The 21483-nt window shown below is 72.3% G+C and carries 21 protein-coding genes and 3 tRNA genes; 21 read left to right on the top strand and 3 right to left on the bottom strand.

Going from position 1 to position 21483, the window contains the following annotated elements:
• Positions 1-105 precede the first annotated feature (105 nt).
• Both ACZ58X_RS06515 and ACZ58X_RS06520 read left to right on the top strand, forming a co-directional pair.
• Positions 106-2709 (top strand): ATP-binding protein, encoded by a 2604-nt coding sequence (locus ACZ58X_RS06515; RefSeq protein ID WP_470332562.1) that lies wholly within the window; start codon positions 106-108, stop codon positions 2707-2709.
• Complete coding sequence (locus ACZ58X_RS06520) at positions 2702-3397, top strand: response regulator (RefSeq protein ID WP_470332563.1); 696 nt, start codon at positions 2702-2704, stop codon at positions 3395-3397. The genes ACZ58X_RS06515 and ACZ58X_RS06520 overlap by 8 nt, the downstream gene beginning before the upstream one ends.
• Before the next feature lie 276 nt (positions 3398-3673).
• On the opposite strand, the gene ACZ58X_RS06525 is transcribed toward ACZ58X_RS06520, so the two are convergent.
• On the bottom strand, positions 3674-4942 hold the full coding sequence (locus tag ACZ58X_RS06525; RefSeq protein ID WP_470332564.1) for an amidohydrolase family protein: 1269 nt from the start codon (positions 4940-4942) through the stop codon (positions 3674-3676).
• Positions 4943-5202: 260 nt separating this feature from the next.
• Between ACZ58X_RS06525 and ACZ58X_RS06530 the strand changes: the two genes are divergently transcribed.
• The 8 genes from ACZ58X_RS06530 (at position 5203) to ACZ58X_RS06565 (ending at position 10202) form a co-directional block, all read left to right on the top strand.
• Positions 5203-5275 (top strand) — tRNA-Thr (locus ACZ58X_RS06530).
• A gap of 44 nt (positions 5276-5319) precedes the next feature.
• A tRNA-Met gene (locus ACZ58X_RS06535) sits at positions 5320-5392 on the top strand.
• 83 nt (positions 5393-5475) lie between these two features.
• Positions 5476-5640, top strand: coding sequence for a 50S ribosomal protein L33 (rpmG, locus tag ACZ58X_RS06540; protein WP_006604855.1), 165 nt, complete (start codon positions 5476-5478; stop codon positions 5638-5640).
• Positions 5641-5770: 130 nt separating this feature from the next.
• Positions 5771-6229: an FAS1-like dehydratase domain-containing protein gene (locus ACZ58X_RS06545; protein WP_470332565.1), complete on the top strand. Its 459-nt coding sequence runs from the start codon at positions 5771-5773 to the stop codon at positions 6227-6229.
• A 5-nt stretch (positions 6230-6234) separates the two neighbouring features.
• Positions 6235-6657 carry a MaoC family dehydratase gene (locus ACZ58X_RS06550; RefSeq protein WP_470332566.1) on the top strand — a complete coding sequence of 141 codons (423 nt, stop codon included), beginning with the start codon at positions 6235-6237 and terminating at the stop codon, positions 6655-6657.
• A gap of 166 nt (positions 6658-6823) precedes the next feature.
• Positions 6824-7366, top strand: coding sequence for a TetR/AcrR family transcriptional regulator (locus tag ACZ58X_RS06555; RefSeq protein WP_470332745.1), 543 nt, complete (start codon positions 6824-6826; stop codon positions 7364-7366).
• 88 nt (positions 7367-7454) lie between these two features.
• A complete protein-coding gene (locus tag ACZ58X_RS06560) occupies positions 7455-9095 on the top strand; it encodes an MFS transporter (RefSeq protein WP_470332567.1) in 1641 nt (546 codons plus the stop codon).
• A gap of 63 nt (positions 9096-9158) precedes the next feature.
• The gene (locus ACZ58X_RS06565; protein ID WP_470332568.1) at positions 9159-10202 is read left to right on the top strand and encodes a UDP-N-acetylmuramate dehydrogenase; all 1044 of its coding nucleotides are present in this window, start codon (positions 9159-9161) and stop codon (positions 10200-10202) included.
• 55 nt (positions 10203-10257) lie between these two features.
• On the opposite strand, the gene ACZ58X_RS06570 is transcribed toward ACZ58X_RS06565, so the two are convergent.
• Both ACZ58X_RS06570 and ACZ58X_RS06575 read right to left on the bottom strand, forming a co-directional pair.
• Positions 10258-11325, bottom strand: coding sequence for an adenosine deaminase (locus tag ACZ58X_RS06570; protein WP_470332569.1), 1068 nt, complete (start codon positions 11323-11325; stop codon positions 10258-10260).
• 116 nt (positions 11326-11441) lie between these two features.
• Positions 11442-12689, bottom strand: coding sequence for a pyridoxal phosphate-dependent aminotransferase (locus tag ACZ58X_RS06575; protein ID WP_470332570.1), 1248 nt, complete (start codon positions 12687-12689; stop codon positions 11442-11444).
• Between the two features lie 284 nt (positions 12690-12973).
• Between ACZ58X_RS06575 and ACZ58X_RS06580 the strand changes: the two genes are divergently transcribed.
• The 11 genes from ACZ58X_RS06580 to rplL all read left to right on the top strand — a co-directional run bounded on the left by ACZ58X_RS06580 (position 12974) and on the right by rplL (position 21421).
• Positions 12974-13046, top strand: a tRNA-Trp gene (locus ACZ58X_RS06580).
• Positions 13047-13196: 150 nt separating this feature from the next.
• A complete protein-coding gene (gene secE, locus ACZ58X_RS06585; RefSeq protein ID WP_470332571.1) occupies positions 13197-13523 on the top strand; it encodes a preprotein translocase subunit SecE in 327 nt (108 codons plus the stop codon).
• Positions 13524-13729: 206 nt separating this feature from the next.
• Positions 13730-14647, top strand: a complete 918-nt coding sequence (nusG, locus tag ACZ58X_RS06590; RefSeq protein WP_470332572.1) for a transcription termination/antitermination protein NusG — start codon at positions 13730-13732, stop codon at positions 14645-14647.
• Positions 14648-14813: 166 nt separating this feature from the next.
• On the top strand, positions 14814-15248 hold the full coding sequence (rplK, locus tag ACZ58X_RS06595; protein WP_207809812.1) for a 50S ribosomal protein L11: 435 nt from the start codon (positions 14814-14816) through the stop codon (positions 15246-15248).
• A 106-nt stretch (positions 15249-15354) separates the two neighbouring features.
• Complete coding sequence (rplA, locus tag ACZ58X_RS06600) at positions 15355-16077, top strand: 50S ribosomal protein L1 (RefSeq protein ID WP_355669608.1); 723 nt, start codon at positions 15355-15357, stop codon at positions 16075-16077.
• A 211-nt stretch (positions 16078-16288) separates the two neighbouring features.
• On the top strand, positions 16289-17071 hold the full coding sequence (locus ACZ58X_RS06605) for a hypothetical protein (protein ID WP_470332573.1): 783 nt from the start codon (positions 16289-16291) through the stop codon (positions 17069-17071).
• A gap of 104 nt (positions 17072-17175) precedes the next feature.
• Positions 17176-18033 (top strand): SCO4651 family lipoprotein, encoded by an 858-nt coding sequence (locus ACZ58X_RS06610; RefSeq protein ID WP_470332574.1) that lies wholly within the window; start codon positions 17176-17178, stop codon positions 18031-18033.
• Between the two features lie 92 nt (positions 18034-18125).
• Complete coding sequence (locus tag ACZ58X_RS06615; protein ID WP_470332575.1) at positions 18126-19040, top strand: SCO4651 family lipoprotein; 915 nt, start codon at positions 18126-18128, stop codon at positions 19038-19040.
• Between the two features lie 115 nt (positions 19041-19155).
• Positions 19156-20031 carry an SCO4651 family lipoprotein gene (locus ACZ58X_RS06620; RefSeq protein WP_470332576.1) on the top strand — a complete coding sequence of 292 codons (876 nt, stop codon included), beginning with the start codon at positions 19156-19158 and terminating at the stop codon, positions 20029-20031.
• A gap of 349 nt (positions 20032-20380) precedes the next feature.
• Positions 20381-20944 carry a 50S ribosomal protein L10 gene (gene rplJ, locus ACZ58X_RS06625; RefSeq protein WP_350503606.1) on the top strand — a complete coding sequence of 188 codons (564 nt, stop codon included), beginning with the start codon at positions 20381-20383 and terminating at the stop codon, positions 20942-20944.
• Positions 20945-21034: 90 nt separating this feature from the next.
• Positions 21035-21421, top strand: a complete 387-nt coding sequence (gene rplL / locus ACZ58X_RS06630; protein ID WP_470332577.1) for a 50S ribosomal protein L7/L12 — start codon at positions 21035-21037, stop codon at positions 21419-21421.
• Positions 21422-21483: the final 62 nt, after the last annotated feature.

Consider the following 21483-nt stretch of genomic DNA (forward strand, 5'->3'; position numbering starts at 1 on the left):
CGACCCGGGCGCGGGAGGATGCTCCCCGCGCCCGGGTCGGCCGCCCCGTATCCGCAGACGCGTACCGCCCCCGCCGCCACCTCCTGATGGAAAGAAGCAGTGCCCATGGCCCGCGACCTCACCCCCGGCTCCGGCATCCGCACCGGTCGGTTGAGGGTGTACCTCGGCTCCGCCCCGGGGGTCGGCAAGACGTACCGGATGCTGGACGAGGCCCGGCGCAGACAGGAGCGCGGGGCCGACGTCGTGATCGGGTACATCGAGTGCCACGGCCGCCGCCACACCGAGGCCATGATCGACGGCCTGGAGGTCCTGCCGCGCGCCCACCGCTCCTACCGCGACGCCGAGTTCGAGGAGATGGACCTGGACGGGGTGCTCGCCCGCCGTCCGTCCGTCGTCCTGGTCGACGAACTGGCCCACACCAACATCCCCGGCGGCCGCCACGCCAAGCGCTGGCAGGACGTCGAGGAACTGCTCGCCGCCGGGATCGACGTCATCACCACCGTCAACATCCAGCACCTGGAATCGCTGAACGACGTCGTCCAGAAGATCACCGGGATCCCGCAGCGCGAGACCGTCCCGGACGAGGTGGTCCGCCGGGCCGACCAGCTCGAACTCGTCGACATGGCGCCCCAGGCGCTGCGCCGGCGGATGGCCCATGGCAACGTCTACAAGGCGGAGAAGGTGGACGCCGCGCTCTCCAACTACTTCCGGGTCGGCAATCTCACCGCCCTGCGCGAGCTCGCCCTGCTCTGGGTGGCCGGGCGGGTCGACGAGGGGCTGCGCGACTACCGGGCCAGCCACAACATCGACCGGGTCTGGGAGACCCGCGAGCGGGTGGTGGTCGCCCTCACCGGCGGCCCGGAGGGCGAGACCCTGGTCAGACGGGCCGCCCGGATCGCCGTCGCCGCGGGCGGCGAACTGCTGGCCGTGCACGTGTCCCGCAGCGACGGCCTGGCCGGCGCCTCCTCCGGCGCGCTCGCCCAGCAGCGGCAACTGGTCGAGAGCCTCGGCGGCAGCTACCACGTGGTGGTCGGCGACGACGTCCCCACCGCGCTGCTGGCCTTCGCCCGCGCCCACGACGCCACCCAGCTGGTGCTCGGCACCAGCCGCCGCGGCCGGGTCAACCGGTTCCTCACCGGCCCGGGCACCGGGCAGACGACCGTGGACGCCTCCGAGGACATCGACGTCCACATGGTCACCCACGAGTTCACCGGCCGCGGCCGGCTGCCCTCGCTGGGCCGGCGCCACTCCCGGCGCCGCACCGTCGTCGGCTACCTGGCCGGCCTGGTGATCCCCTGGCTGCTCACCGCCGTGCTCTCCCAGGCGCACGACACCATCAACCTCACCACCGACGCGCTGATCTTCCAGCTCGGCGTGGTCGTCGTCGCCCTGCTCGGCGGCGCGATGTCCGCCCTGCTGGCCGCGTTCATCGCCTCGGTGCTGCTCAACTACTACTTCATCCCGCCGGTCCACAGCCTGACCATCGGCGAGACCAACAACATCGTCGCCCTGGTGGTCTTCGCCGCCATCGCGCTCGCCGTCTCCACCGTGGTCGACCACGCCGGCCGGCTCACCACCCGGGCCGCCCGGGCCACCGCCGAGGCCGAGACCCTCTCCACCCTGGCCGGCAGCGTGCTGCGCGGCGCCGACGCGCTGCCCGCCCTGCTGGAGAAGTCCCGGACGGCCTTCGGCATGCAGACCGTCGTGCTGCTCTCCCGCTCAGACGGCGAGGTGCTCGCCCACAGCGAGGCCGAGCACCCGGACGAGGACGCGGCGCAGCACGAGACCACCGAGCTCCCGGTGGGCGTCGACGCCGTCCTGGTCCTCACCGGCCGCCGGCTGCCGGCCGCCGACCAGCGGGTGCTCACCGCCTTCGCCGCCCACGTCGGCGCCGCGCTGGAGCGCGACCGGCTGGCCGTGGTCGCCGCCGAGGTCGAACCGATCAAGGCCGCCGACCGGATGCGCACCGCACTGCTCGCCGCCGTCAGCCACGACCTGCGCACCCCGCTGGCCGCCGCCCGCGCCTCGGTCGGCTCGCTGCTCAGTCCGGACGTCGAGTTCTCGCCCGAGGACCAGACCGAACTCCTCGAAACCGCCGACGAATCGCTGGTCAAGCTCACCCGGCTGGTCGACAACCTGCTCGACATGAGCCGCCTCCAGGCCGGCGCGCTCACCCTGCACCTCACCGAGACCCACCTGGACGAGATCCTGCCCCGGGCGCTCGACAGCCTCCCCGACCCGTACGCGCCGGTCCAGCCGCTCGACCTGGACACCGCCCCGCCGGTGCTCGCCGACCCCCCGCTGCTGGAGCGGGTGCTCGCCAACGTGATCACCAACGCGCTGCGCTACAACGCCCCCGGCGCGCCCGTCCTGGTCACCGCCAGCCACCACGCCGACCAGGTCGAGATCCGGGTGATCGACCGCGGCCCCGGCATCGCCCCCGAGGACCGCGACCGGGTCTTCCTGCCCTTCCAGCGCCTCGGCGACACCGACAACACCACCGGGGTCGGCCTGGGCCTGGCCCTCTCCCGCGGCCTCGCCGAGGCCATGGGCGGCAGCCTGGAGGTGGAGGACACCCCCGGCGGCGGCACCACCATGCTGCTCACCCTGCCGGCCGCCGAGCCCGCCGAGCCCGCCGAGCCCGCCGCGACCGAGCCCGCCGCCACCGAGCACCGTGTCACCGGGGAGGAGCCACCGCACCATGAGTGAGCACACCATCGAGAACTGCGAGATCCTCGTCGTCGACGACGAACCGGCCCTGCTGCGCACCCTGCGGATCAACCTCAGCGCCCGGCAGTACGCCGTCCGCACCGCCGCCAGCGGCAGCGAGGCGCTCGACCGGGCCGCGCACTCCGCCCCGGACGCCGTCCTGCTCGACCTCGGACTGCCGGACCTCGACGGCATGGACGTGCTGCGCGGACTGCGCACCCACAGCGCGGCGCCGATCATCGTGCTCTCCGGCCGCTCCGACGCCGCCGACAAGATCGGCGCCCTGGACGCGGGCGCCGACGACTACCTCACCAAGCCGTTCCTGATGGACGAACTGCTGGCCCGGTTGAGGGCGGTGCTGCGCCGGCCGCTGGGCCCGGTACCGCCGGGCCGGCCCGTGATCGGTGACCACACCGTCGACCTCGCGGCCACCACGGTGGTCGGGCCGGGCGGCCCGGTGCGGCTGACCCCGACCGAGTGGCGGATCCTCAGCCTGCTGCTCGCCAACCCCGGCCGGCTGGTGCCCGGGCGGCAGATCCTGCGCGAGGTGTGGGGGCCGGCCCAGGAGGCGCGCGGCAACTACCTGCGGGTCTACCTGGCCGGGCTGCGGCGGAAGTTGGAGCGCGACCCGGCCCGGCCGCGGCACCTGATCACCGAGCCGGGGATCGGCTACCGGTACGTGCCGTAGGTGTCCGTGCTCCGGACGCTGGTCCGTGCGGTGGGCCCGGTCCCGGCCGGGGCGGCGTCAACGAGCCGTCAAGAGCCGCCCGGTGGGCGACAGGGGAGCGTCAAGGCCGGTCGGGGGCGGTGTTCCGTGGTCGTAGTGTCGGTGCCGGAACGAGCGGTTCCTGCTCCTTGTGGGGGAAGTCGGGACCGCTCCAGCCGCCGGCCAAGGGCGGCCAGTAGTGGGGGAGGGGCGCGCGACTCAGGTCGCGCGCCCCTTGGCGTTCCCGGCCCCGCGCGCTCAGCAGTCTGTGCCGCCGGACTGCCGGGGCAGTGCCAGCGCCACGGTGTCCGCGAACTCCCGGACGGCGCTGGTCCGGCTGACCACCCGGCCGCTGTGCACCACCAGCCGGCTGTGTCCGCCCGCGAGCGCCCCGGCCAGGGAGTCCCCGCGCACCGCCAGCAGCTCCGCCGGGAACCCGGCGTCCACCCGTACCGGCGGCAGCCCGAGCGCCGCCCGGGCCTGGTTCGCCACCGCGTCGTAGGCCGCGTCCGGGTCCAGCTCCCCGCTCGCCGCGAGCAGGTAGGCCGCCTCCAGCGGATCGGCCCGGCCGACCGGGTTGGACGGGTCCCGCAGTGCTCCGCTGCCCGCCGCCAACGGCACCCGGGCCGCGGCCAACTCCCGTACCAGACCCGGCCGGAGGCCGGCGGGGCGGCCCTCCAGCCCGGTGCAGCCGCCGTTCTGCGGCAGCCAGACCACCCGGACCCCGCTGGTCGCCAGCACGGTGGCCCCGCCGCGGGCCAGCGCCCCACACGGCCCGAGCGCCACCCGGGGCCGCAGCGGCGCCAGGGCGCCCGCCAGCCGGGCGAGTTGGGTCGCGTCGGCGGCGGTGGTGTGCAGGTCCACCGGGCAGTCCGCCTCCCGGGCGGCCTCCAGCAGCAGTTGGACGTACCCGGCCGGGTCCGGATCCAGCTCCGGGCAGCCGCCGGCCGCCGTGGCGCCCAGCTTGAGGGCCTCGCGCAGCTGGGCCCGCCCGTCCGCGCCGGCCCGGCCGGTGAGCAGCCGGGGCATCGCCACCGCCTGGAGCTCGGCCAGGCCGCGCAGCGCCTGGCGGGCGGTGAGCACCGCCTCCAGCTGGCGCAGCCCGTGCACGTCGCCGATCCGGACGTGGGTGCGCTGGGCGGTGGCGCCGTAGCCGAGCGAGGTGAGCGCGGCCTCGGTGATCCGGCGGGTGAGGTCGGCGGGGGTGTCCGGGGGCGGGGCGGGCAGGGCGGCGGAGAAGGCGCAGTCGTAGTGGGCGTGCGCCTCGGCGGGGGCCGGGAGCAGCAGGTAGCCCTTGAGGTCGATCCGGGCGCCGGTGGTGACGGTGGGGGCGCCGGGCAGGGCGGGCAGCGGACCGAGGCTGCCGACGGTGCCGACCGCCTGGATCCGGTCGCCGCTGACCCGCACGTCCACCACCCGTCCGTCGGCCAGCCGGGCCCCGGTGAGCAGGAGGACCGGGCCGTGCCCGAGCGGGTTGGCCGCCGGGCCGGGGCCTGAGTTCGGCCCGTCGGCGGCTGCGCTGTCCATCGCCGGCTCCTTCTCGCGCTGGCCAGTGGGCCCGTGGGGGATCGGCCGGTGCCCCGGCCAATGAGCGTCGAGCCTATGGCGCAGGGGGGCGGGGCGCCGGGAGGCGGGCAATAGTCGTATCGGCTCGGGGCGTACGGCTCGTGGGCCGATCGAACGCCCGGCCTTGGATCGCCCGCCCGTGCACCTCGCCGACCTGCGGTCTTCGCCCCGGGATACGGATTTCACCTCTGGGCGCGGAACGTGTAATCTCTTCCTCGTTCGCCCCTATAGCTCAGTCGGTAGAGCGTCTCCATGGTAAGGAGAAGGTCTGCGGTTCGATTCCGCATGGGGGCTCTGGTGAAAGGCAGTTCGGCTTCGGCCGGGTCGCTGATCACTGTGGCGGTGTAGCTCAGTTGGTAGAGCAAGCGGCTCATAATCGCTGTGTCACCGGTTCAAGTCCGGTCACCGCTACCCCGCGTAGTCGGTCGGGAGATCGCACTCCCGGTCGGCTACTCTTGTTGTGTTCTTATTCGTTGTCCAAGGAAGGCACTCCCGTGGCTGCCACCGATGTCCGCCCGAAGATCACGCTGGCCTGCGTGGAGTGCAAGGAGCGGAACTACATCACCAAGAAGAACCGGCGTAATGACCCGGACCGTCTTGAGATGAAGAAGCACTGCCCCCGCTGCAACTCGCACACCGCGCACCGCGAGACCCGCTGACCCTGCTGCAGGGCGCCGGGCCTGTGTGATTCAGGTCTTCGACTCCGGGCCGTATCCCTCAACAGGGGATGCGGCCCGGAGTCTTTTTCGTACCCGTCCGGGTATCCACCCGCGTTCCCGAGGAGCTGCCGTGGCACTCGACCCCTCTTTCATCGGGCGTAGCTACCCGCCCACCGCCCCGTACGAGGTCGGCCGGGAGAAGATCCGCGAGTTCGCGGTCGCGATCGGGGACGCCAACCCGGCGTACACCGACGCGGAGGCCGCGAAGGCACTGGGTCACCGGGACGTGATCGCCCCGCCGACCTTCCCGTTCGCGATCGCCTTCCAGGCGGCCGGCCAGGTCGTCGAGGACCCGGAGCTCGGGCTGGACTACAGCCGGGTGGTGCACGGTGACCAGAAGTTCCAGTACACCCGCCCGGTGCAGGCCGGCGACCGGCTGACGGTCGCGGTGACCATCGACAACATCAAGTCGCTGGCGGGCAACGACGTGCTCACCGTGCGCGGCGAGGTGGCGGACGAGACCGGCGAGCACGTGGTGACGGCGATCATGACGCTGGTGGCCCGGGCCGCCGGCGAGGCGGGGGAGTGAGCGCGATGGCGATCAACTACGACGAGGTCGAGGTCGGCACCCAGCTGCCGGCGCAGTCCTTCCCGGTGACCCGCGCCACACTGGTGCAGTACGCGGGCGCCTCCGGCGACTTCAACCCGATCCACTGGAACGAGAAGTTCGCGCTGGAGGTCGGCCTGCCGGACGTCATCGCGCACGGCATGTTCACCATGGCCGCGGCGATCCGGGTGGTCACCGACTGGGTCGGCGACCCGGCGGCGGTGGTCGAGTACGGCGTCCGCTTCACCCGGCCGGTGCCGGTGCCCAACGACGGGGTCGGCGCGCTGATCGAGGTCTCCGCCAAGGTCGCCAAGAAGCTGGACGACCGCAAGGTCCAGATCGACCTGCTGGCCACCTCGGGCGGCCAGAAGGTGCTGGGGATGTCCCGGGCCGTCGTCCGGCTCGGCTGAGGCCTTCGTCACTCCGGCGCCACCGCGGCGCCGCTCCGATCGCCCCGGGCCCGTTCGACGGGTGCCGGGGCGGTCCGGTTCTCCGGGCCGTTCTCCGGTGGCTACCCCCTTGCAGAGATAGTGATTGGTCACTAACTTAGAACCCGTGGCGAAGACGAGCATGCGGATGAGTGCGGAGGAGCGGCGCGAGAGCGTCGTCCGGGCCGCGATGATCGAGTTCGCCAGGAACGGCTACCGCGGGACGTCCACCGAGACGATCGCCCGCCGGGTCGGCGTCTCGCAGCCGTACCTGTTCCGGCTGTTCCCGGGCAAGCAGGCGATCTTCACGGCCGCCGCCGAGCGCTGCATCGAGGAGACCTGGAAGGTCTTCGACGCGGCCTCGGCCGGGCTGACCGGCGAGGAGGCCGCCGCGAAGATGTCCGAGGCGTACATGGGCCTGGTCGAGGACGGCGAGCAGCTGATGATGCAGATGCAGCTGTACGTCTCGGTGTTCGCCTCCCGGATGGCCGGGGAGGACGAGATCGGCGAGACCGCCCGGCGGCTGTGGGGGGAGCTGTTCGAGCGGGTGCGGGAGCGGGTCGGCGGCGACGTGCAGGGGACCACCGAGTTCTTCGCGTACGGGATGCTGATCAACACCCTGGTGGCGCTGGGCTTCCCCCGGGAGCACCGGATCTGGGACGGCTTCGGCGAGCGCGAGGAGACCGGGTAGCGGGTCGCACGGCGGAGTCCGGGCGGCCCTTTTTCGGCCCTCGAAAGTTAGTGATCAATAACTATCCGGGGAATCCTGGGGGGAAGTCATGACGGAGCACACAGCAGGAACCGCGACCGGGGCCGAGCCGGCGAAGACGGCCGGGGCCGAGGTGGCCAAGGCGTCCGGGGCCGAGGTGGCGGCCACGGAGCGGCCGGGCCTCGGCCGCACCGGCGTCTGGACCCTGGTGATCACCGCCCTCGCGGGCTTCATGGCCGCGCTGGACAACCTGGTCGTCACCACGGCGCTGCCCGCCATCCGCGAGGAGCTCGGCGGCGGGCTGTCCGACCTGGAGTGGACGGTCAGCGCCTACACCCTCTCCTTCGCCGTCCTGCTGATGTTCGGCGCGGCGCTCGGCGACCGCTTCGGCCGCCGCCGGATGTTCGTGATCGGGCTCACCCTCTTCACCGTCGGCTCGGCCGCGGCCGCGCTCTCGCCCGGCATCGGCGAACTGATCGCCGCCCGTGCCCTCCAGGGCGTCGGGGCCGCGGTGTCGATGCCGCTCACCCTCACCCTGCTGACCGCCGCCATCCCGGCGGCCAAGCGCGGGATGGCCTTCGGCATCTGGGCCGGCGTCAACGGCCTCGCCATCGCCACCGGGCCGCTGGTCGGCGGCACCCTGACCGAGAACTTCTCCTGGCAGTGGATCTTCTGGGTGAACGTCCCGGTCGGCGTGGTCCTGGTGCCGCTGGCGGCCCTCAAGCTGCGCGAGAGCCGGGGTGCCAACCCGGCCCTGGACGCGGTCGGCACGGTGCTGGTGAGCCTCGGCCTGTTCGGCCTCGTGCTCGGCCTGATCCGCGGCAACCCGGACGGCTGGACCAGCCCGCTGGTGCTGGGCGCGCTGGCCGGCGGCGTACTGCTGCTGATCGCCTTCGTCCGGTACGAGCAGCGCGGCGCGAAGCACCCGATGCTCCCGATGCGGCTGTTCCGCAACCGGACCTTCACCGCCGTCAACGCCTCCGGCCTGCTGATGTCGCTCGGGATGTTCGGCTCGATCTTCCTGATCAGCCAGCACCTGCAGACCGTGGGCGGCTACACCCCGGAGGAGGCCGGCATCCGGATGCTCCCGTGGACCGGGGTGGGGCTGATCGTCGCGCCGCTCGCCGGCATCCTGGCCGACCGGCTCGGCGGGCGCCCGATCGTGGTGCTCGGGCTGGTGCTCCAGGGCGTCGGCCTGGCGCTGTACGCGGCGATCAACGCCGGACTCGGGCACTACGCGTACGGCCCGGTGGTGCCCGCCGTGGTGATGTGCGGGGTCGGCATGTCGATGTACTTCGCGCCGACCGCCGCCATGGTGATGGACAGCGTCCGGCCGCAGGAGCAGGGCATCGCCTCCGGCGCCAACAACGCGCTGCGCGAGGTCGGCGGCGCGCTCGGGGTGGCCGTGCTGGCGGCGGTCTTCTCGGAGCAGGGCGGGGACGGCTCGGCCGGGACCTTCGTCCACGCGATGGGGCCCGCGCTGTACGTCGGTGCCGCGGTGGTGCTGGCGGCCGGGGCCTGCGCGCTGCTGCTGCCGGGCCGGGCGGCGCCCGCCGGGGCGGCGGCCATCGGGGCGCCGGCCGTCGAGCAGCCCGCCGCGATCGACCGGGCGGCGGACGCCGAGGGCGTCGGGAGCGTCGAGGGTGTCGGGAGCGTCGAGGGCGGCGAGGGTGTCGGGGAGGCCGTCCCGGCCGAGGCCGCGAAGGCCTGAACGGTGGGGCGCGGGTCACGGGGGCGGCCGAGCGGCCGCCCCCGTCCCCGTACGCTGGTGGGCGTGCTGGTAGAAAACGACGCCCCCCTCGCCCCGCTCACCACGCTCCGGCTCGGCGGCCCGGCCCGTCGGCTGGTCACCGCCCACACCGACGACGAGGTGATCGACGCCGTCCGCGCGGCCGACGCGGCCGGTGAGCCGCTGCTGGTCCTCGGCGGCGGCTCCAACCTGGTGATCGGCGATGCCGGCTTCCCCGGCACGGTGCTGCGGATCGCCACCACCGGTTTCGCCCTGGAGGGCACCGTGCTGGAGCTGGCGGCCGGCGAGGTGTGGTCGGAGGCGGTCACCCGCGTGGTGCGCGAGCACGGCCTGGCCGGGCTCGAGTTCCTGGCCGGCATCCCCGGCTCGGCCGGCGCCACCCCGGTGCAGAACGTCGGCGCGTACGGCCAGGAGGTGGCCCAGACCGTCACCGAGGTGGTCGCGTACGACCGCACGGCGGGCGAGGTGGTCACCCTCTCGAACGCCGAGTGCGAGTTCTCCTACCGGCACAGCCGCTTCAAGGCCCGGCCGGACCGCTACGTGGTGCTGCGGGTGCGGTTCGCCCTGGCGGACCACGCGGGGCTCTCCACCCCGGTCAAGTACGCCGAGGTGGCCCGGCACTTCGGCGTCGAGCAGGGTGAGCGGGTGCCGCTGGGCGAGGCGTACGACGCGGTGCTGGGGCTGCGCTCCGGCAAGGGCATGGTGCTGGACCCGGCGGACCACGACACCTGGTCGGCCGGCTCCTTCTTCACCAACCCGGTGCTCACGGCGGCGCAGTACGAGTCCTTCCGGACCCGCCCGGGCGCCGAGGACGCCCCCGCCTACCCGGCCCCGGAGGGCTGCACCAAGACCTCGGCGGCCTGGCTGATCGACCGGGCGGGCTTCCGCAAGGGCTACGGCGACGGCCCGGCCACGCTCTCCACCAAGCACACCCTGGCGCTCACCAACCGCGGCGCGGCCACCGCCGAGGACCTGCTGGCCCTGGCCCGGGAGATCCGGGACGGGGTCCGCGAGGCCTTCGGGGTGGAGCTGGTGAACGAGCCCGTGATGGTGGGCGTCAAGCTCTAGGGCCGGTCTTCCAACCCCCGGCGTCGGCCCGCAGGCGGGGGTTTGAAGACGGGCGCTAGGCCAGGCTCGGGGCGGCGCTCCCGGCCGGTGCCTGGGCGCCGACCAGCCAGGCGTCGATGTCCGCCAGCAGTTCCTTGCGGACGGCCTCCGGGGCGCACGAGCCGCGCACCGACTGCCGTGCCAGCTCGGCGAGTTCGGCGTCGGTGAAGCCCAGGGTGTCGCGGGTCAGGTCGTACTGGGCGGCCAGCCGGCTGCCGAACAGCAGCGGGTCGTCGGCGCCGAGCGCCAGCGGCACCCCGGCGTCGAACAGCCGGCGCAGCGGTACCTCTTCCGGGTGCTCGTAGACGCCGAGCGAGACGTTGGAGGACGGGCAGACCTCGCAGGTGATCTGGCGGTCCGCCAGCCGGGCCATCAGCCGCGGGTCCTCGGCGGCCCGCACGCCGTGGCCGATCCGGCCGGCGCCCAGGTCGTCCAGGCAGTCCCGGACGGACTCCGGCCCGGCCAGCTCGCCGCCGTGCGGGGCGGCCAGCAGCCCGCCCTTGCGGGCGATCTCGAAGGCCCGGTCGAAGTCCCGGGCCAGGCCGCGGCGCTCGTCGTTGGAGAGGCCGAAGCCGACCACCCCGTGGTCGGCGTAGCGGACGGCGAGCCGGGCCAGCGTCCGGGCGTCCATCGGGGACTTCATCCGGTTCGCCGCGACCAGCACCCGGATGCCCACCCCGGTGGCCGCGGCGGCCTGCTCGACCGCGTCCAGGATCAGCTCCAGGGCGGGGATCAGCCCGCCCAGCCGGGGCGCGTAGGAGGTCGGGTCGACCTGGATCTCCAGCCAGCGGGAGCCGTCCCGCCGTTCGTCCTCGGCGGTCTCCAGGACCAGCCGGCGGATGTCCGACTCGTCCCGGAGCACCGAGCGGGCGGTGTCGTAGAGGCGCTGGAAGCGGAACCAGCCGCGCTCGTCGGTGGCGCGGAGCTTGGGCGGCTCGCCGGAGCTGAGCGCCTCCGGCAGGCGGACGCCGTGCTTGTCGGCCAGCTCCAGCAGGGTGGCGGGCCGCATCGAGCCGGTGAAGTGCAGGTGCAGGTGGGCCTTCGGGAGGCCCCTGACGTCTCGCGGGTTCAACAGGCGTTCCATCTGCCGATACTGCCGTATGCGACCCCCAAACGGGAACCGCCCTCTTCCCGTCCCCCGAAGGGGTGAAAGAGGGCGGTGCGCCGGGTGAATCCCGAACGTCCGGTTGACGGCGGACGTCAGTCGCGGGCCTCGCCGAGCAGCTTCTGGATCCGGCTGATGCCCTCGACCAGGTCCTCGTCGCCGAGCGCGTAGGAGAACCGCAGGTAGCCGGGGGTGCCGAAGGCCTCGCCGGGGACGGCGGCGACCTCGACCTCGTCCAGGATCAGGCTCGCCAGCTCGGCGGAGGTCTGCGGGCGCTGACCGCGGATCTCCTTGCCCAGCAGGCCCTTGACCGACGGGTAGGCGTAGAAGGCGCCCTCGGGCTCGGGGCAGATGACGCCGTCGATCTCGTTGAGCATCCGCACGATGGTCCTGCGCCGGCGGTCGAAGGCGGTGCGCATCTCGTGCACGGCGGAGAGGTCACCGGCCACGGCGGCGATCGCGGCGCGCTGGGCGACGTTGGAGACGTTGGAGGTGGCGTGCGACTGCAGGTTGGTCGCGGCCTTGATCACGTCCTTGGGGCCGATCACCCAGCCCACCCGCCAGCCGGTCATCGCGTAGGTCTTGGCCACCCCGTTGACCACGACGCACTTGTCGGCCAGCTCGGGCAGCAGGGCCGGCAGCGAGGTGAAGGTCGCGTCGCCGTAGACCAGGTGCTCGTAGATCTCGTCGGTGAGCACCCACAGGCCGTGCTCCAGCGCCCAGCGGCCGATCGCCTCGGCCTCGTCGCGGGTGTACACCGCGCCGGTCGGGTTGGACGGCGAGACGAACAGCAGCACCTTGGTGTTCTCGGTGCGGGCGGCTTCCAGCTGCTCGACCGAGACCTTGTAGCCGGTGGTCTCGTCGGCGACGACCTCCACCGGGACACCGCCGGCCAGCTGGATCGACTCCGGGTAGGTGGTCCAGTACGGGGCCGGGACGATGACCTCGTCGCCCGGGTCCAGGATCGCGGCGAAGGCCTCGTAGATGGCCTGCTTGCCGCCGTTGGTGACCAGCACCTGGGAGGCGTCCACCTGGTAGCCGGAGTCGCGCAGCGTCTTGGCGGCGATCGCGGCCTTGAGCTCGGGCAGCCCACCCGCCGGGGTGTAGCGGTGGTTCTTCGGGTCGCGGCAGGCCTCGACGGCCGCCTCGACGATGTAGTCCGGGGTCGGGAAGTCGGGCTCACCGGCACCGAAGCCGATCACCGGGCGGCCGGCGGCCTTGAGGGCCTTGGCCTTGGCGTCCACGGCGAGGGTCGCGGACTCGGCGATCGCACCGATCCGGGCGGAGACCCGGCGGTCGGCGGGGCGGAGGGACTGGTCGGGCTGCGGGGTGGAAGCGCTCATGCCTGCATCGTCGCAGAACCGGGACGGACCGGGCGTGGCGGTTCCAGTATCCGTACGGCTCCGTCCGCATCGCGGCCCCGGCGATCCGCCGGTGTCCGCCCCGCCGGGCCGGACATCCGCCGGGCGGACGGTGGTCCCGGAAGAAGAGGTTCGACCAAACACCCCTCGACCACGTACACTCGCTGCTCGACGGCCCACCGAAAAAGACCGGAGCTTTCACCGCCTGTACAGACAGCGGGGGGAGATGCGGTAGGTTGGTCGCCACCAGGGCCGCGAGGTTCCGTAGGGCAATAGCTCAATTGGTAGAGCACCGGTCTCCAAAACCGGCGGTTGGGGGTTCGAGTCCCTCTTGCCCTGCTGCTTGATCCGTATTCAGCCCGTTCGCTCCACAGAGCGAGCGGGCTTGATGCGGAGAGGGCACCGATCAGCACCGCTTAAGCCGACCGCTCGTGCCTGAAACGGGTACGCAGGTGATGTTCGGCCGGACCCGGATTCAGGTGAGGACGAGTGACGGAGACCACGGGCTCCACCGCAACGCCTGAGAGCGGCAACCCCGAGGGGGCCGACGGCGCTGCCGAGACCGCTGCTGTCGAGGGCGACAAGACCTCCGGCAAGCAGAAGAAGTCCGGCAAGCGGGCCAAGAAGGGCCTCTTCGCGCGGATGGGCCTGTTCTACCGCCAGATCATCGCGGAGCTCCGCAAGGTCGTCTGGCCCACCCGGAGCGAGCTCACCAACTACACCGCGGTCGTGGTGACCTTCGTCGTGGTCGTGATGGGCTTCGTCTACGGCCTCGACTACGGCTTCGCCAAGCTGAGCCTCTTGGTCTTCGGCTGATCGAACCCCACCTCCGAACCACCTCCCGACCCGGGCCGAATCATCGGTCCGGGTCGAGCTGTCGGCGGCGGACGTACGCGCGCGTACCGTGGACTCGGTACTGTTGAAGTCTCCGAGACCTCTCCTGGCGCCCGCGCGAGCGGCTGCGCGCCGGTCCGGTTCCGGAGCGCGCCACCTTCACCATCTCCAGGAAAGAAGCAGCCACCGTGTCTGAGTCCCCCCTGTACGACGCCGACGAGACCGTCCGCGAGGCGGATGTCGCCGCCGAGCTGGACGCGGCCGAGCTGGCTGTCGACGCAGAGTCCGCCGAGCAGGTCGTCGACGCCGTGGACAGCGACGAGGACGAGGTCGAGGCGCACGACGAGGCCGAGGCCGGCGAGCCCGCCGAGGAGGCCGCGCTGCACGTGGAGGTCGACGAGGAGCTCGCCGCCGAGGAGTCGGCCGAGGACGAGGGCGCCGAGGCTGAGGCCGTCGAGGACGCCGAGGACGAGGACGCCGAGGTCGAGGACGAGGCCGAGGTCGACCCGGTCGCCAAGTTCCGCGAGGACCTGCGCTTCATGCCGGGCGAGTGGTACGTGATCCACACCTACGCGGGCTACGAGAACCGGGTGAAGCAGAACCTGGAGCAGCGCGCCGTCTCGCTGAACGTCGAGGAGTACATCTTCCAGGCCGAGGTGCCGCAGGAGGAGGTCGTCCAGATCAAGAACGGCGACCGCAAGACCATCCGGCAGAACAAGCTCCCCGGCTACGTCCTGGTCCGCATGGACCTCACCCCGGAGTCCTGGGGCGTCGTGCGCAACACCCCCGGTGTCACCGGCTTCGTGGGCAACGCCTACGACCCGTACCCGCTGACCCTGGACGAGGTCGTCAAGATGCTCGCCCCGGACGTCGAGCGCCAGGCGGCCAAGGAGGCCGGCAAGCCCTCCCCGGTCAAGCCGAGCGAGATCCAGGTCCTGGACTTCGAGGTCGGCGACTCGGTCACCGTCACCGACGGCCCGTTCGCGACCCTCCAGGCGACCATCAACGAGATCAACCCCGACTCGAAGAAGGTCAAGGGCCTGGTCGAGATCTTCGGCCGGGAGACCCCGGTCGAGCTCTCCTTCGACCAGATCCAGAAGAACTAGTCACACGGTCTTCGGATCCGGGGCGGGGGCCGACAGCCCCCGCCCCGAATCCGTTTTGGTCCAGCGGCGCAGACGCGTTAGCCTGGCCTGATGTGTGTGCTGGCGACCGGGTGTCGCCCCGGTCCGCACGCACCAGCAATCACCTCTCGGAAGGACCCGGAGAGACATGCCTCCCAAGAAGAAGAAGGTCACGGGGCTTATCAAGCTCCAGATCAACGCCGGCGCGGCCAACCCGGCGCCGCCGGTCGGCCCCGCGCTGGGCCAGCACGGCGTCAACATCATGGAGTTCTGCAAGGCCTACAACGCTGCGACCGAGTCGCAGCGCGGCATGATCGTGCCGGTGGAGATCACGGTCTACGAGGACCGCTCCTTCACCTTCATCACGAAGACGCCGCCGGCCGCGCGCCTCATCCTGAAGGCCGCCGGTATCGACAAGGGCTCCAGCGAGCCGCACAAGACCAAGGTCGCCAAGCTCACCAGCGCCCAGGTCCGCGAGATCGCCACCACCAAGATGCCCGACCTGAACGCCAACGACCTGGACGCGGCGGAGAAGATCATCGCCGGCACCGCCCGGTCGATGGGCATCACCGTCGAGGGCTGATCAAGCCCACCGTCCCGTCAGGGGCAAACCGGCTCAGCCGTCCCTGTGGTAGGGCCTGCGCAGGCCCGTCGAATACCACAACTCCAATCACCATTCAGGAGCAGCAGTGAAGCGCAGCAAGGCTCTGAAGGCCGCGGACGCCAAGGTCGACCGCGAGCGCCTTTACGCCCCCCTCGAGGCCGTTCGCCTCGCCAAGGCGACCAGCACCACCAAGTTCGACGGCACCGTCGAGGTCGCCATGCGTCTGGGCGTCGACCCGCGCAAGGCCGACCAGATGGTCCGCAGCACCGTGATCCTCCCGCACGGCACCGGTAAGACCGCTCGGGTCCTGGTCTTCGCGACCGGCGAGCGTGCCGAGGCCGCGCGTGCTGCGGGTGCCGACATCGTCGGCTCCGACGAGCTCATCGACGAGGTCGCCAAGGGCCGCCTCGACTTCGACGCCGTCGTCGCCACCCCGGACCTCATGGGCAAGGTCGGCCGCCTGGGCCGCGTGCTCGGTCCCCGTGGTCTGATGCCGAACCCGAAGACCGGCACCGTGACCCCGGACACGGCCAAGGCCGTGAACGAGATCAAGGGCGGCAAGATCGAGTTCCGCGTCGACAAGCACTCGAACCTGCACTTCATCATCGGTAAGGCCTCCTTCACCGACGAGCAGCTGGTCGAGAACTACGCCGCCGCGCTGGACGAGGTGCTCCGCGCCAAGCCGTCCGCCGCCAAGGGCCGCTACATCAAGAAGACCGCGTTCTCGACCACCATGGGCCCCGGCATCCAGGTGGACCCGAACCGCACCCGCAACCTCCTCGTCGAGGAGGACCCGGCCGCGGTCTGAGCCCCAGTGCTCTAGAGCTGTCCGTACGACGGGCCCGTACCCCCTTCACCGGGGGTGCGGGCCCGTCGTCGTTCCCCGGGGCGGCCCGGCGGGGGCGGCGGCGGGAAACGGTTGCGGGATCGGGACACGGGCGAAGGGGAACGGTTGATCGAGTCGTCGTACGCTCTGCCGGTCAGATCATGTGGAGAACCTGTGACCGCCGGAGTGTGCCGTGCCGCCCGCCCTTCGCCCCGCCGCGCTCGCGGCGGCCCTGCTGCTCCTCGGCGCCACCACCGCCTGCAGCGTGCTGGCCGCCCCGGGCACCCGCGTCCCCGGTGAGCCGGCGCCGATCCCGCCCAAGCAGGTGGTGCTCTCGGCCGCCCAGGCCCTGGACGACGCCGGCGGCGCCCGGATCGACCTGGTGCGGGAGGGGCCGGACGGCCGGCGCAGCGCGAGCGGCAGCCTGGTCTGGGGCGACCGGGACGAGGCCGCGCTGACCGTCACCGACGAGCTGGGCACCGGCCGGCTGTCCCTCCGGGACGGCGCGCTCGACCTCACCTACCAGGGCGGCGCGGCCAAGCACGCCGAGCGCGCCACCGCGGAGTCGGTCGACCCGGCGGCCGGCAGCGGCTCCGGCGGCTACGCGGGCGGCTGGATGACCGCGCTGGTCACCAACCCGGGCAGTCGGGCGTACGCGATCGCCCAGACCGACCGGCTCGGCTCGCTCGGCGCCGAGCAGCTCGCCGGGACGACCGTCGTGCACTACCAGGGCTCCGCCCCGGTGGCCGACTACTTCGGCGCGGACCGGGAGTTGGACCCGCGGCAGCTCGCCGCGGTGGTCGGCTGGTACCGGCAGCAGGGGGTCGGCGAGATCGGGTACGACGTCTGGGTCGGGCCCGGTCCGCGGCTGATGAGGCTCCGTGAGACGGCCCGGGGTAGTGCCGGGACCACCGTGACCACAACGGACGTCACCGCTCCCGGGGCGGGGGAGACGGCCTCGGCCGCGGCCGGCTGACGGGAGGGGATATCCGGTGCGGGTCGGCCTCGGCGATCCGTTAGAGTCCGGCTGAGAAGAAGCCGATGATCGGCTCTTCCGAGGAACTCATGGGGGGTACATCCATGCGCGCTGTCCGTCTCGCGGCCACCGTCGCGACCGCCGCCGTCCTGCTGGCCGGCGCCACCGCCTGCGGCAGCAAGGGCGGCGACACCAAGACCGCCGCCGACAGCAAGGGCGCCACCGACGGCAAGGACGCCGGCGCGGCGGCCGCGGCCGGACTCGCCGCCGACCCGAAGGCCGCGCTCGCCGCCTCCGCCCTGGTGATGCAGAAGGCCGGCAACGGCAAGGTCGCCATGACCTCCCCGGACACCTCCAGCCCGGGCGGCAGCGGCAGTGCCGACTGGAAGGACCCGGGCAAGGTCTCCGTGGACGTCTCCAGCGACATGGACGGCAAGAAGCTCCGGATCCGGGCGATCGGGGCCGACACCTACATCGGCGGCGACGACACCACGGCCACCGCCCTCCAGGGGAAGCACTGGGTCAAGGTGCCCGCCACGGAGGAGATGGGCAGCGCCTTCGTGGTGATGGGTCAGATGGTCAACCCGGTCTCCCAGCTCACCATCGCGGCCGCGAGCGGCAAGCTCAGCAAGGTCGGCCAGGAGGCCGTGGACGGCGTCCAGACCACCCACCTGCGGGCCGTCGAGGACACCGCCACCCTGGTGGCCGGGATGACCTCGCTCACCGCGGAGCAGCGCCAGGCCGTCCAGAAGACGCTGGAGGAGGACGGCAAGACCCTCACCATCGACTTCTGGCTGAACGGCAAGCAGGAGCTGGTGAAGTACCAGGAGTACGGCGACACCAACGGCGAGGCCAAGGCCGTCACCGTCAAGTACTCCGACCTCGGCAAGGGCGAGAAGATCGAGGCGCCCGCCGCCGGCGACCTCGGCTCCCAGGCCGACCTGCTCAAGCTGTTCGGCTGATCCGGCCGGGCTCCCGAACCGAACACCGCAACAACCACCGGCTACCACCCCGGGCGCGTCGAGCGCCCGGGGGTTCTCGAGGGGGGAACACCATGGCTGGAACCCGGAAGGCGGCCGTCGCCGTCGTCCTCGCCGCCCTGGCACTGACCGCGACCGCCTGCAACGACAACGGCTCCGACGGCAAGGCCGCCGCCCCGGCCGCCCCGACCACGTCCGCCGCGACGACCGCCGCCATCCAGGCCGCCCCGCCGGTCAAGGTGAGCCCGGCGGTCTTCCTGGAGCAGGTCACCAAGAAGACCGGCGCGGCCAAGTCGGCCAAGGTCACCGAGGAGATCACGGTCGGCCAGGTCACCATGAAGGGCCAGGGGGCGCTGGGCTGGTCCGACGGCCTGGAGGCCGATCTGACCATGGACCTCACCGGCTCCCCGCTGGCCAAGGCCCTGGAGCCGATCACCGGTGGGCCGAAGGTGCACTACCTGTACACCGCCGACGCGATGTACATGGGCCTGGGCGGTCGGATGGTCGAGAGCGGCGGCCCGCGCTGGCTGCGCTACAGCAAGGAGGAGATGTCCAAGCTCTCCGGCGGCTCGACCGACCAGCTCCAGAGCGCGGACCCGGTCCAGGGCGTCCGGACGCTGATCGCCACCGGCAAGGTCACCGAGGTCGGCCAGGAGACGGTGAACGGCAAGGCCGCCACCCACTACTCCGGCGAGTTCGCCGTCGCCGACCTGATCAAGGCGACCGGCAAGGGCGTGACCCAGGAGCAGGCCGACCGGCTCAAGCAGAACCTGGACAAGGCCGGTGTCAGCAGCGAGCAGGTCGACGTCTGGGTCGACGCCGACCAGCTGGTGGTCAAGCGCACCGAGCAGGCCGACACCAAGAACGGAGCGGTGAACATCGCCGTGACCTACTCGGACTACGGCACGCCGGTCATCGCCTCCACCCCGGTGGACTTCATCACCCTCGCCGACCTGGCGAAGGCCGGCGACACCCCCGCCGGCAGCTGACGCCGGCCGCCGGTTCCGGCCCCCGGCCCGGCCGATCAGGTGGACGCGGCCGGGGCCGCCACCGGTCGGACCCGGTCCGGGTGGCAAGGTGGGCCCGGTGAGAGAGGAACGGACGATGGCGCGACGGCAGCGACTGGCGGCGGTGGCCGTCGTCGCCGTGCTCGCGAGCGGCCTGACCGGCTGCGGCGGCGGGGACGCGCCCGCCACGCCCTCGGCCGGCGCCAGCGCGAGCACCGCCTCCGCGACCGCCGCCACCCCGACCGGGCCGGCCAAGCCGACCGACCGCTCCCCGCACGGCGTGCTGCTCTCGGCCCAGTTGGCCATGCAGACCGCCCGCCGGGCCAAGGTCAGCTACCGGCTGGGTGCGGACGCCGGCTCCGGCTCGCTGTTCTGGGCGCCCAAGACGGCGGCCCAGCTCAAGCGCTCCACCCCGGGCGACGCCGAGCAGCTGATCGTGGTGGACACCGTCGGCTACCAGGGCGGCGACGCCGCCACCGCGGCCAGGAACGGCGGCAAGCACTGGGAGCGCTTCGCCGTCCCGCCCGACCCGGACGGGCACAAGGCGGTCCCGTACACGGGGCTGCTGGACCTGCTGAACCCGGTCGAGGCGCTGGCCGCGGCCACCGCCGACGGGGTGGAACCGGCCTTCGTCGGCGAGGAGAAGTTCGAGGACTCCACCGTCGAGCACTACCGGGTGACCACCACCGCCGAGAAGTACGCGGCGGCCCAGACCCAGCTGCCGCAGGCCCGCCGGGACGGCCTGCGGGCGGCGCTGGCCCCCGGCGGCTCGCTGGAGCTCACCCTGGACCTCTGGCTGAACGACAAGGACCAGCTGGTCCGGCTGCAGCGCACCGGGAACGGGGACAGCGGCCGGGCGGACGACTCGGTGATCTACTCCGACCCGGCCGGCCCGCTGCTCTCGGCCCAGGCCCCGGCCGAGTCGGACACCGTGGACACCGGCGTCCGGACGGTCTCCCCGCTGGCCCGCTGAGCCCGTCCCGGTTCACCCGTCCGAGGGCGATTTGCGTCGTCCGGACGAGTCCGGTTACTGTTGCCGAAGCCAAAGACCGCTGGTTGTCGCCGGGCCCCGTCAGGGAGTCGGTGGCCGAAGGATCTGCGCTTCGTCGCAGGCAGCCCGCGCAGGTGTGTCTGGAGCTTCGACTTCCGGGTCCCGCGTTCGCGCTGATGCCCGTTGAGGTCGCTACGAGCCCCGTGCGCCTGCGCACCGGGGCTCATTGCATTTCTGCAAGGGCTTTCCTTCCGTCCGGCCGGTTCGAGGTGTGAATGGTCGACTTTCGCGGTCGGCCGGACTTCGACATCACGGAAGGAGGCGTAAGCCTATGGCCAGGCCCGACAAGGCTGCCGCCGTCGCCGAGATCACGGACAAGTTCCGCGGCTCCTCCGCGGCGCTGCTGACCGAGTACCGCGGTCTCTCGGTGAAGCAGGTCAAGACCCTGCGTCGCTCGCTCGGCGACAACGCCGAGTACGCCGTGGTGAAGAACACGCTGACCAAGATCGCGGCCAACGAGGCCGGGATCTCCGAGCTCGACGACCTGTTCAACGGTCCGACGGCTGTTGCCTTCGTCACCGGTGACCCGGTGGAGTCGGCGAAGGCTCTGCGTGACTTCGCCAAGGAGAACCCCGCTCTCATCATCAAGGGCGGTGTCCTTGACGGTAAGGCGCTGTCCGCCGATGAGATCAAGAAGCTCGCGGACCTCGAGTCCCGCGAGGTGCTGCTCGCCAAGCTGGCGGGTGCCCTGAAGGCCAAGCAGTCCCAGGCTGCCGCGCTCTTCCAGGCCCTGCCGTCGAAGCTCGTCCGCACTGTGGACGCGCTGCGCGACAAGGTCGAGCAGGGCGGTGCCGGTACGCCGGCTCCCGCCGCCGAGGACGCGGCCGCCGAGTAATTCGGCAGGCTCACGCCTCGCTGCGGGCCCGTACGCCCGCCATCCCGTACATCCGGCACCACCTGCCGATTTAGTGGAAGGACGCCAATCATGGCGAAGCTGTCCCAGGACGAGCTGCTCGCGCAGTTCGAGGAGCTCACCCTCATCGAGCTCGCTGCCTTCGTGAAGGCCTTCGAGGAGAAGTTCGACGTCACCGCCGCCGCCCCGGTCGCCGTTGCCGCCGTTGGTGGCGCCGCTGGTGGCGCCGAGGCCGCTGTCGAGGAGCAGGACGAGTTCGACGTCATCCTCGACGGTGCCGGCGACAAGAAGATCCAGGTCATCAAGGAGGTGCGCACCCTGACCTCCCTCGGCCTGAAGGAGGCCAAGGACCTCGTTGACACCGCTGGTGCCAAGGTCCTGGAGAAGGTTGCCAAGGACGTTGCCGAGAAGGCCAAGGCCGCCCTCGAGGGTGCCGGCGCCAAGGTCACCGTCAAGTGACTTCTCGCCCCCTCTGAGGGGGCCTGAGGCCGGGCCGATCACCCTTGCGGGTGGTCGGCCCG

The sequence above is a fragment of the Kitasatospora sp. NPDC040550 genome, assembly GCF_055594965.1.

Coding starts and splice junctions, on each gene's coding strand:
- ACZ58X_RS06550 (WP_470332566.1), top strand. CDS start 6,235: ATGGCGATCAACTACGACGAGGTCGAGGTCGGCACCCAGCTGCCGGCG.
- rplL (WP_470332577.1), top strand. CDS start 21,035: ATGGCGAAGCTGTCCCAGGACGAGCTGCTCGCGCAGTTCGAGGAGCTC.
- rplK (WP_207809812.1), top strand. CDS start 14,814: ATGCCTCCCAAGAAGAAGAAGGTCACGGGGCTTATCAAGCTCCAGATC.
- ACZ58X_RS06515 (WP_470332562.1), top strand. CDS start 106: ATGGCCCGCGACCTCACCCCCGGCTCCGGCATCCGCACCGGTCGGTTG.
- ACZ58X_RS06570 (WP_470332569.1), bottom strand. CDS start 11,325: ATGGAACGCCTGTTGAACCCGCGAGACGTCAGGGGCCTCCCGAAGGCC.
- rplJ (WP_350503606.1), top strand. CDS start 20,381: ATGGCCAGGCCCGACAAGGCTGCCGCCGTCGCCGAGATCACGGACAAG.
- ACZ58X_RS06610 (WP_470332574.1), top strand. CDS start 17,176: ATGCGCGCTGTCCGTCTCGCGGCCACCGTCGCGACCGCCGCCGTCCTG.
- ACZ58X_RS06620 (WP_470332576.1), top strand. CDS start 19,156: ATGGCGCGACGGCAGCGACTGGCGGCGGTGGCCGTCGTCGCCGTGCTC.
- ACZ58X_RS06525 (WP_470332564.1), bottom strand. CDS start 4,942: ATGGACAGCGCAGCCGCCGACGGGCCGAACTCAGGCCCCGGCCCGGCG.
- ACZ58X_RS06520 (WP_470332563.1), top strand. CDS start 2,702: ATGAGTGAGCACACCATCGAGAACTGCGAGATCCTCGTCGTCGACGAC.
- ACZ58X_RS06575 (WP_470332570.1), bottom strand. CDS start 12,689: ATGAGCGCTTCCACCCCGCAGCCCGACCAGTCCCTCCGCCCCGCCGAC.
- ACZ58X_RS06615 (WP_470332575.1), top strand. CDS start 18,126: ATGGCTGGAACCCGGAAGGCGGCCGTCGCCGTCGTCCTCGCCGCCCTG.
- ACZ58X_RS06560 (WP_470332567.1), top strand. CDS start 7,455: ATGACGGAGCACACAGCAGGAACCGCGACCGGGGCCGAGCCGGCGAAG.
- ACZ58X_RS06555 (WP_470332745.1), top strand. CDS start 6,824: ATGAGTGCGGAGGAGCGGCGCGAGAGCGTCGTCCGGGCCGCGATGATC.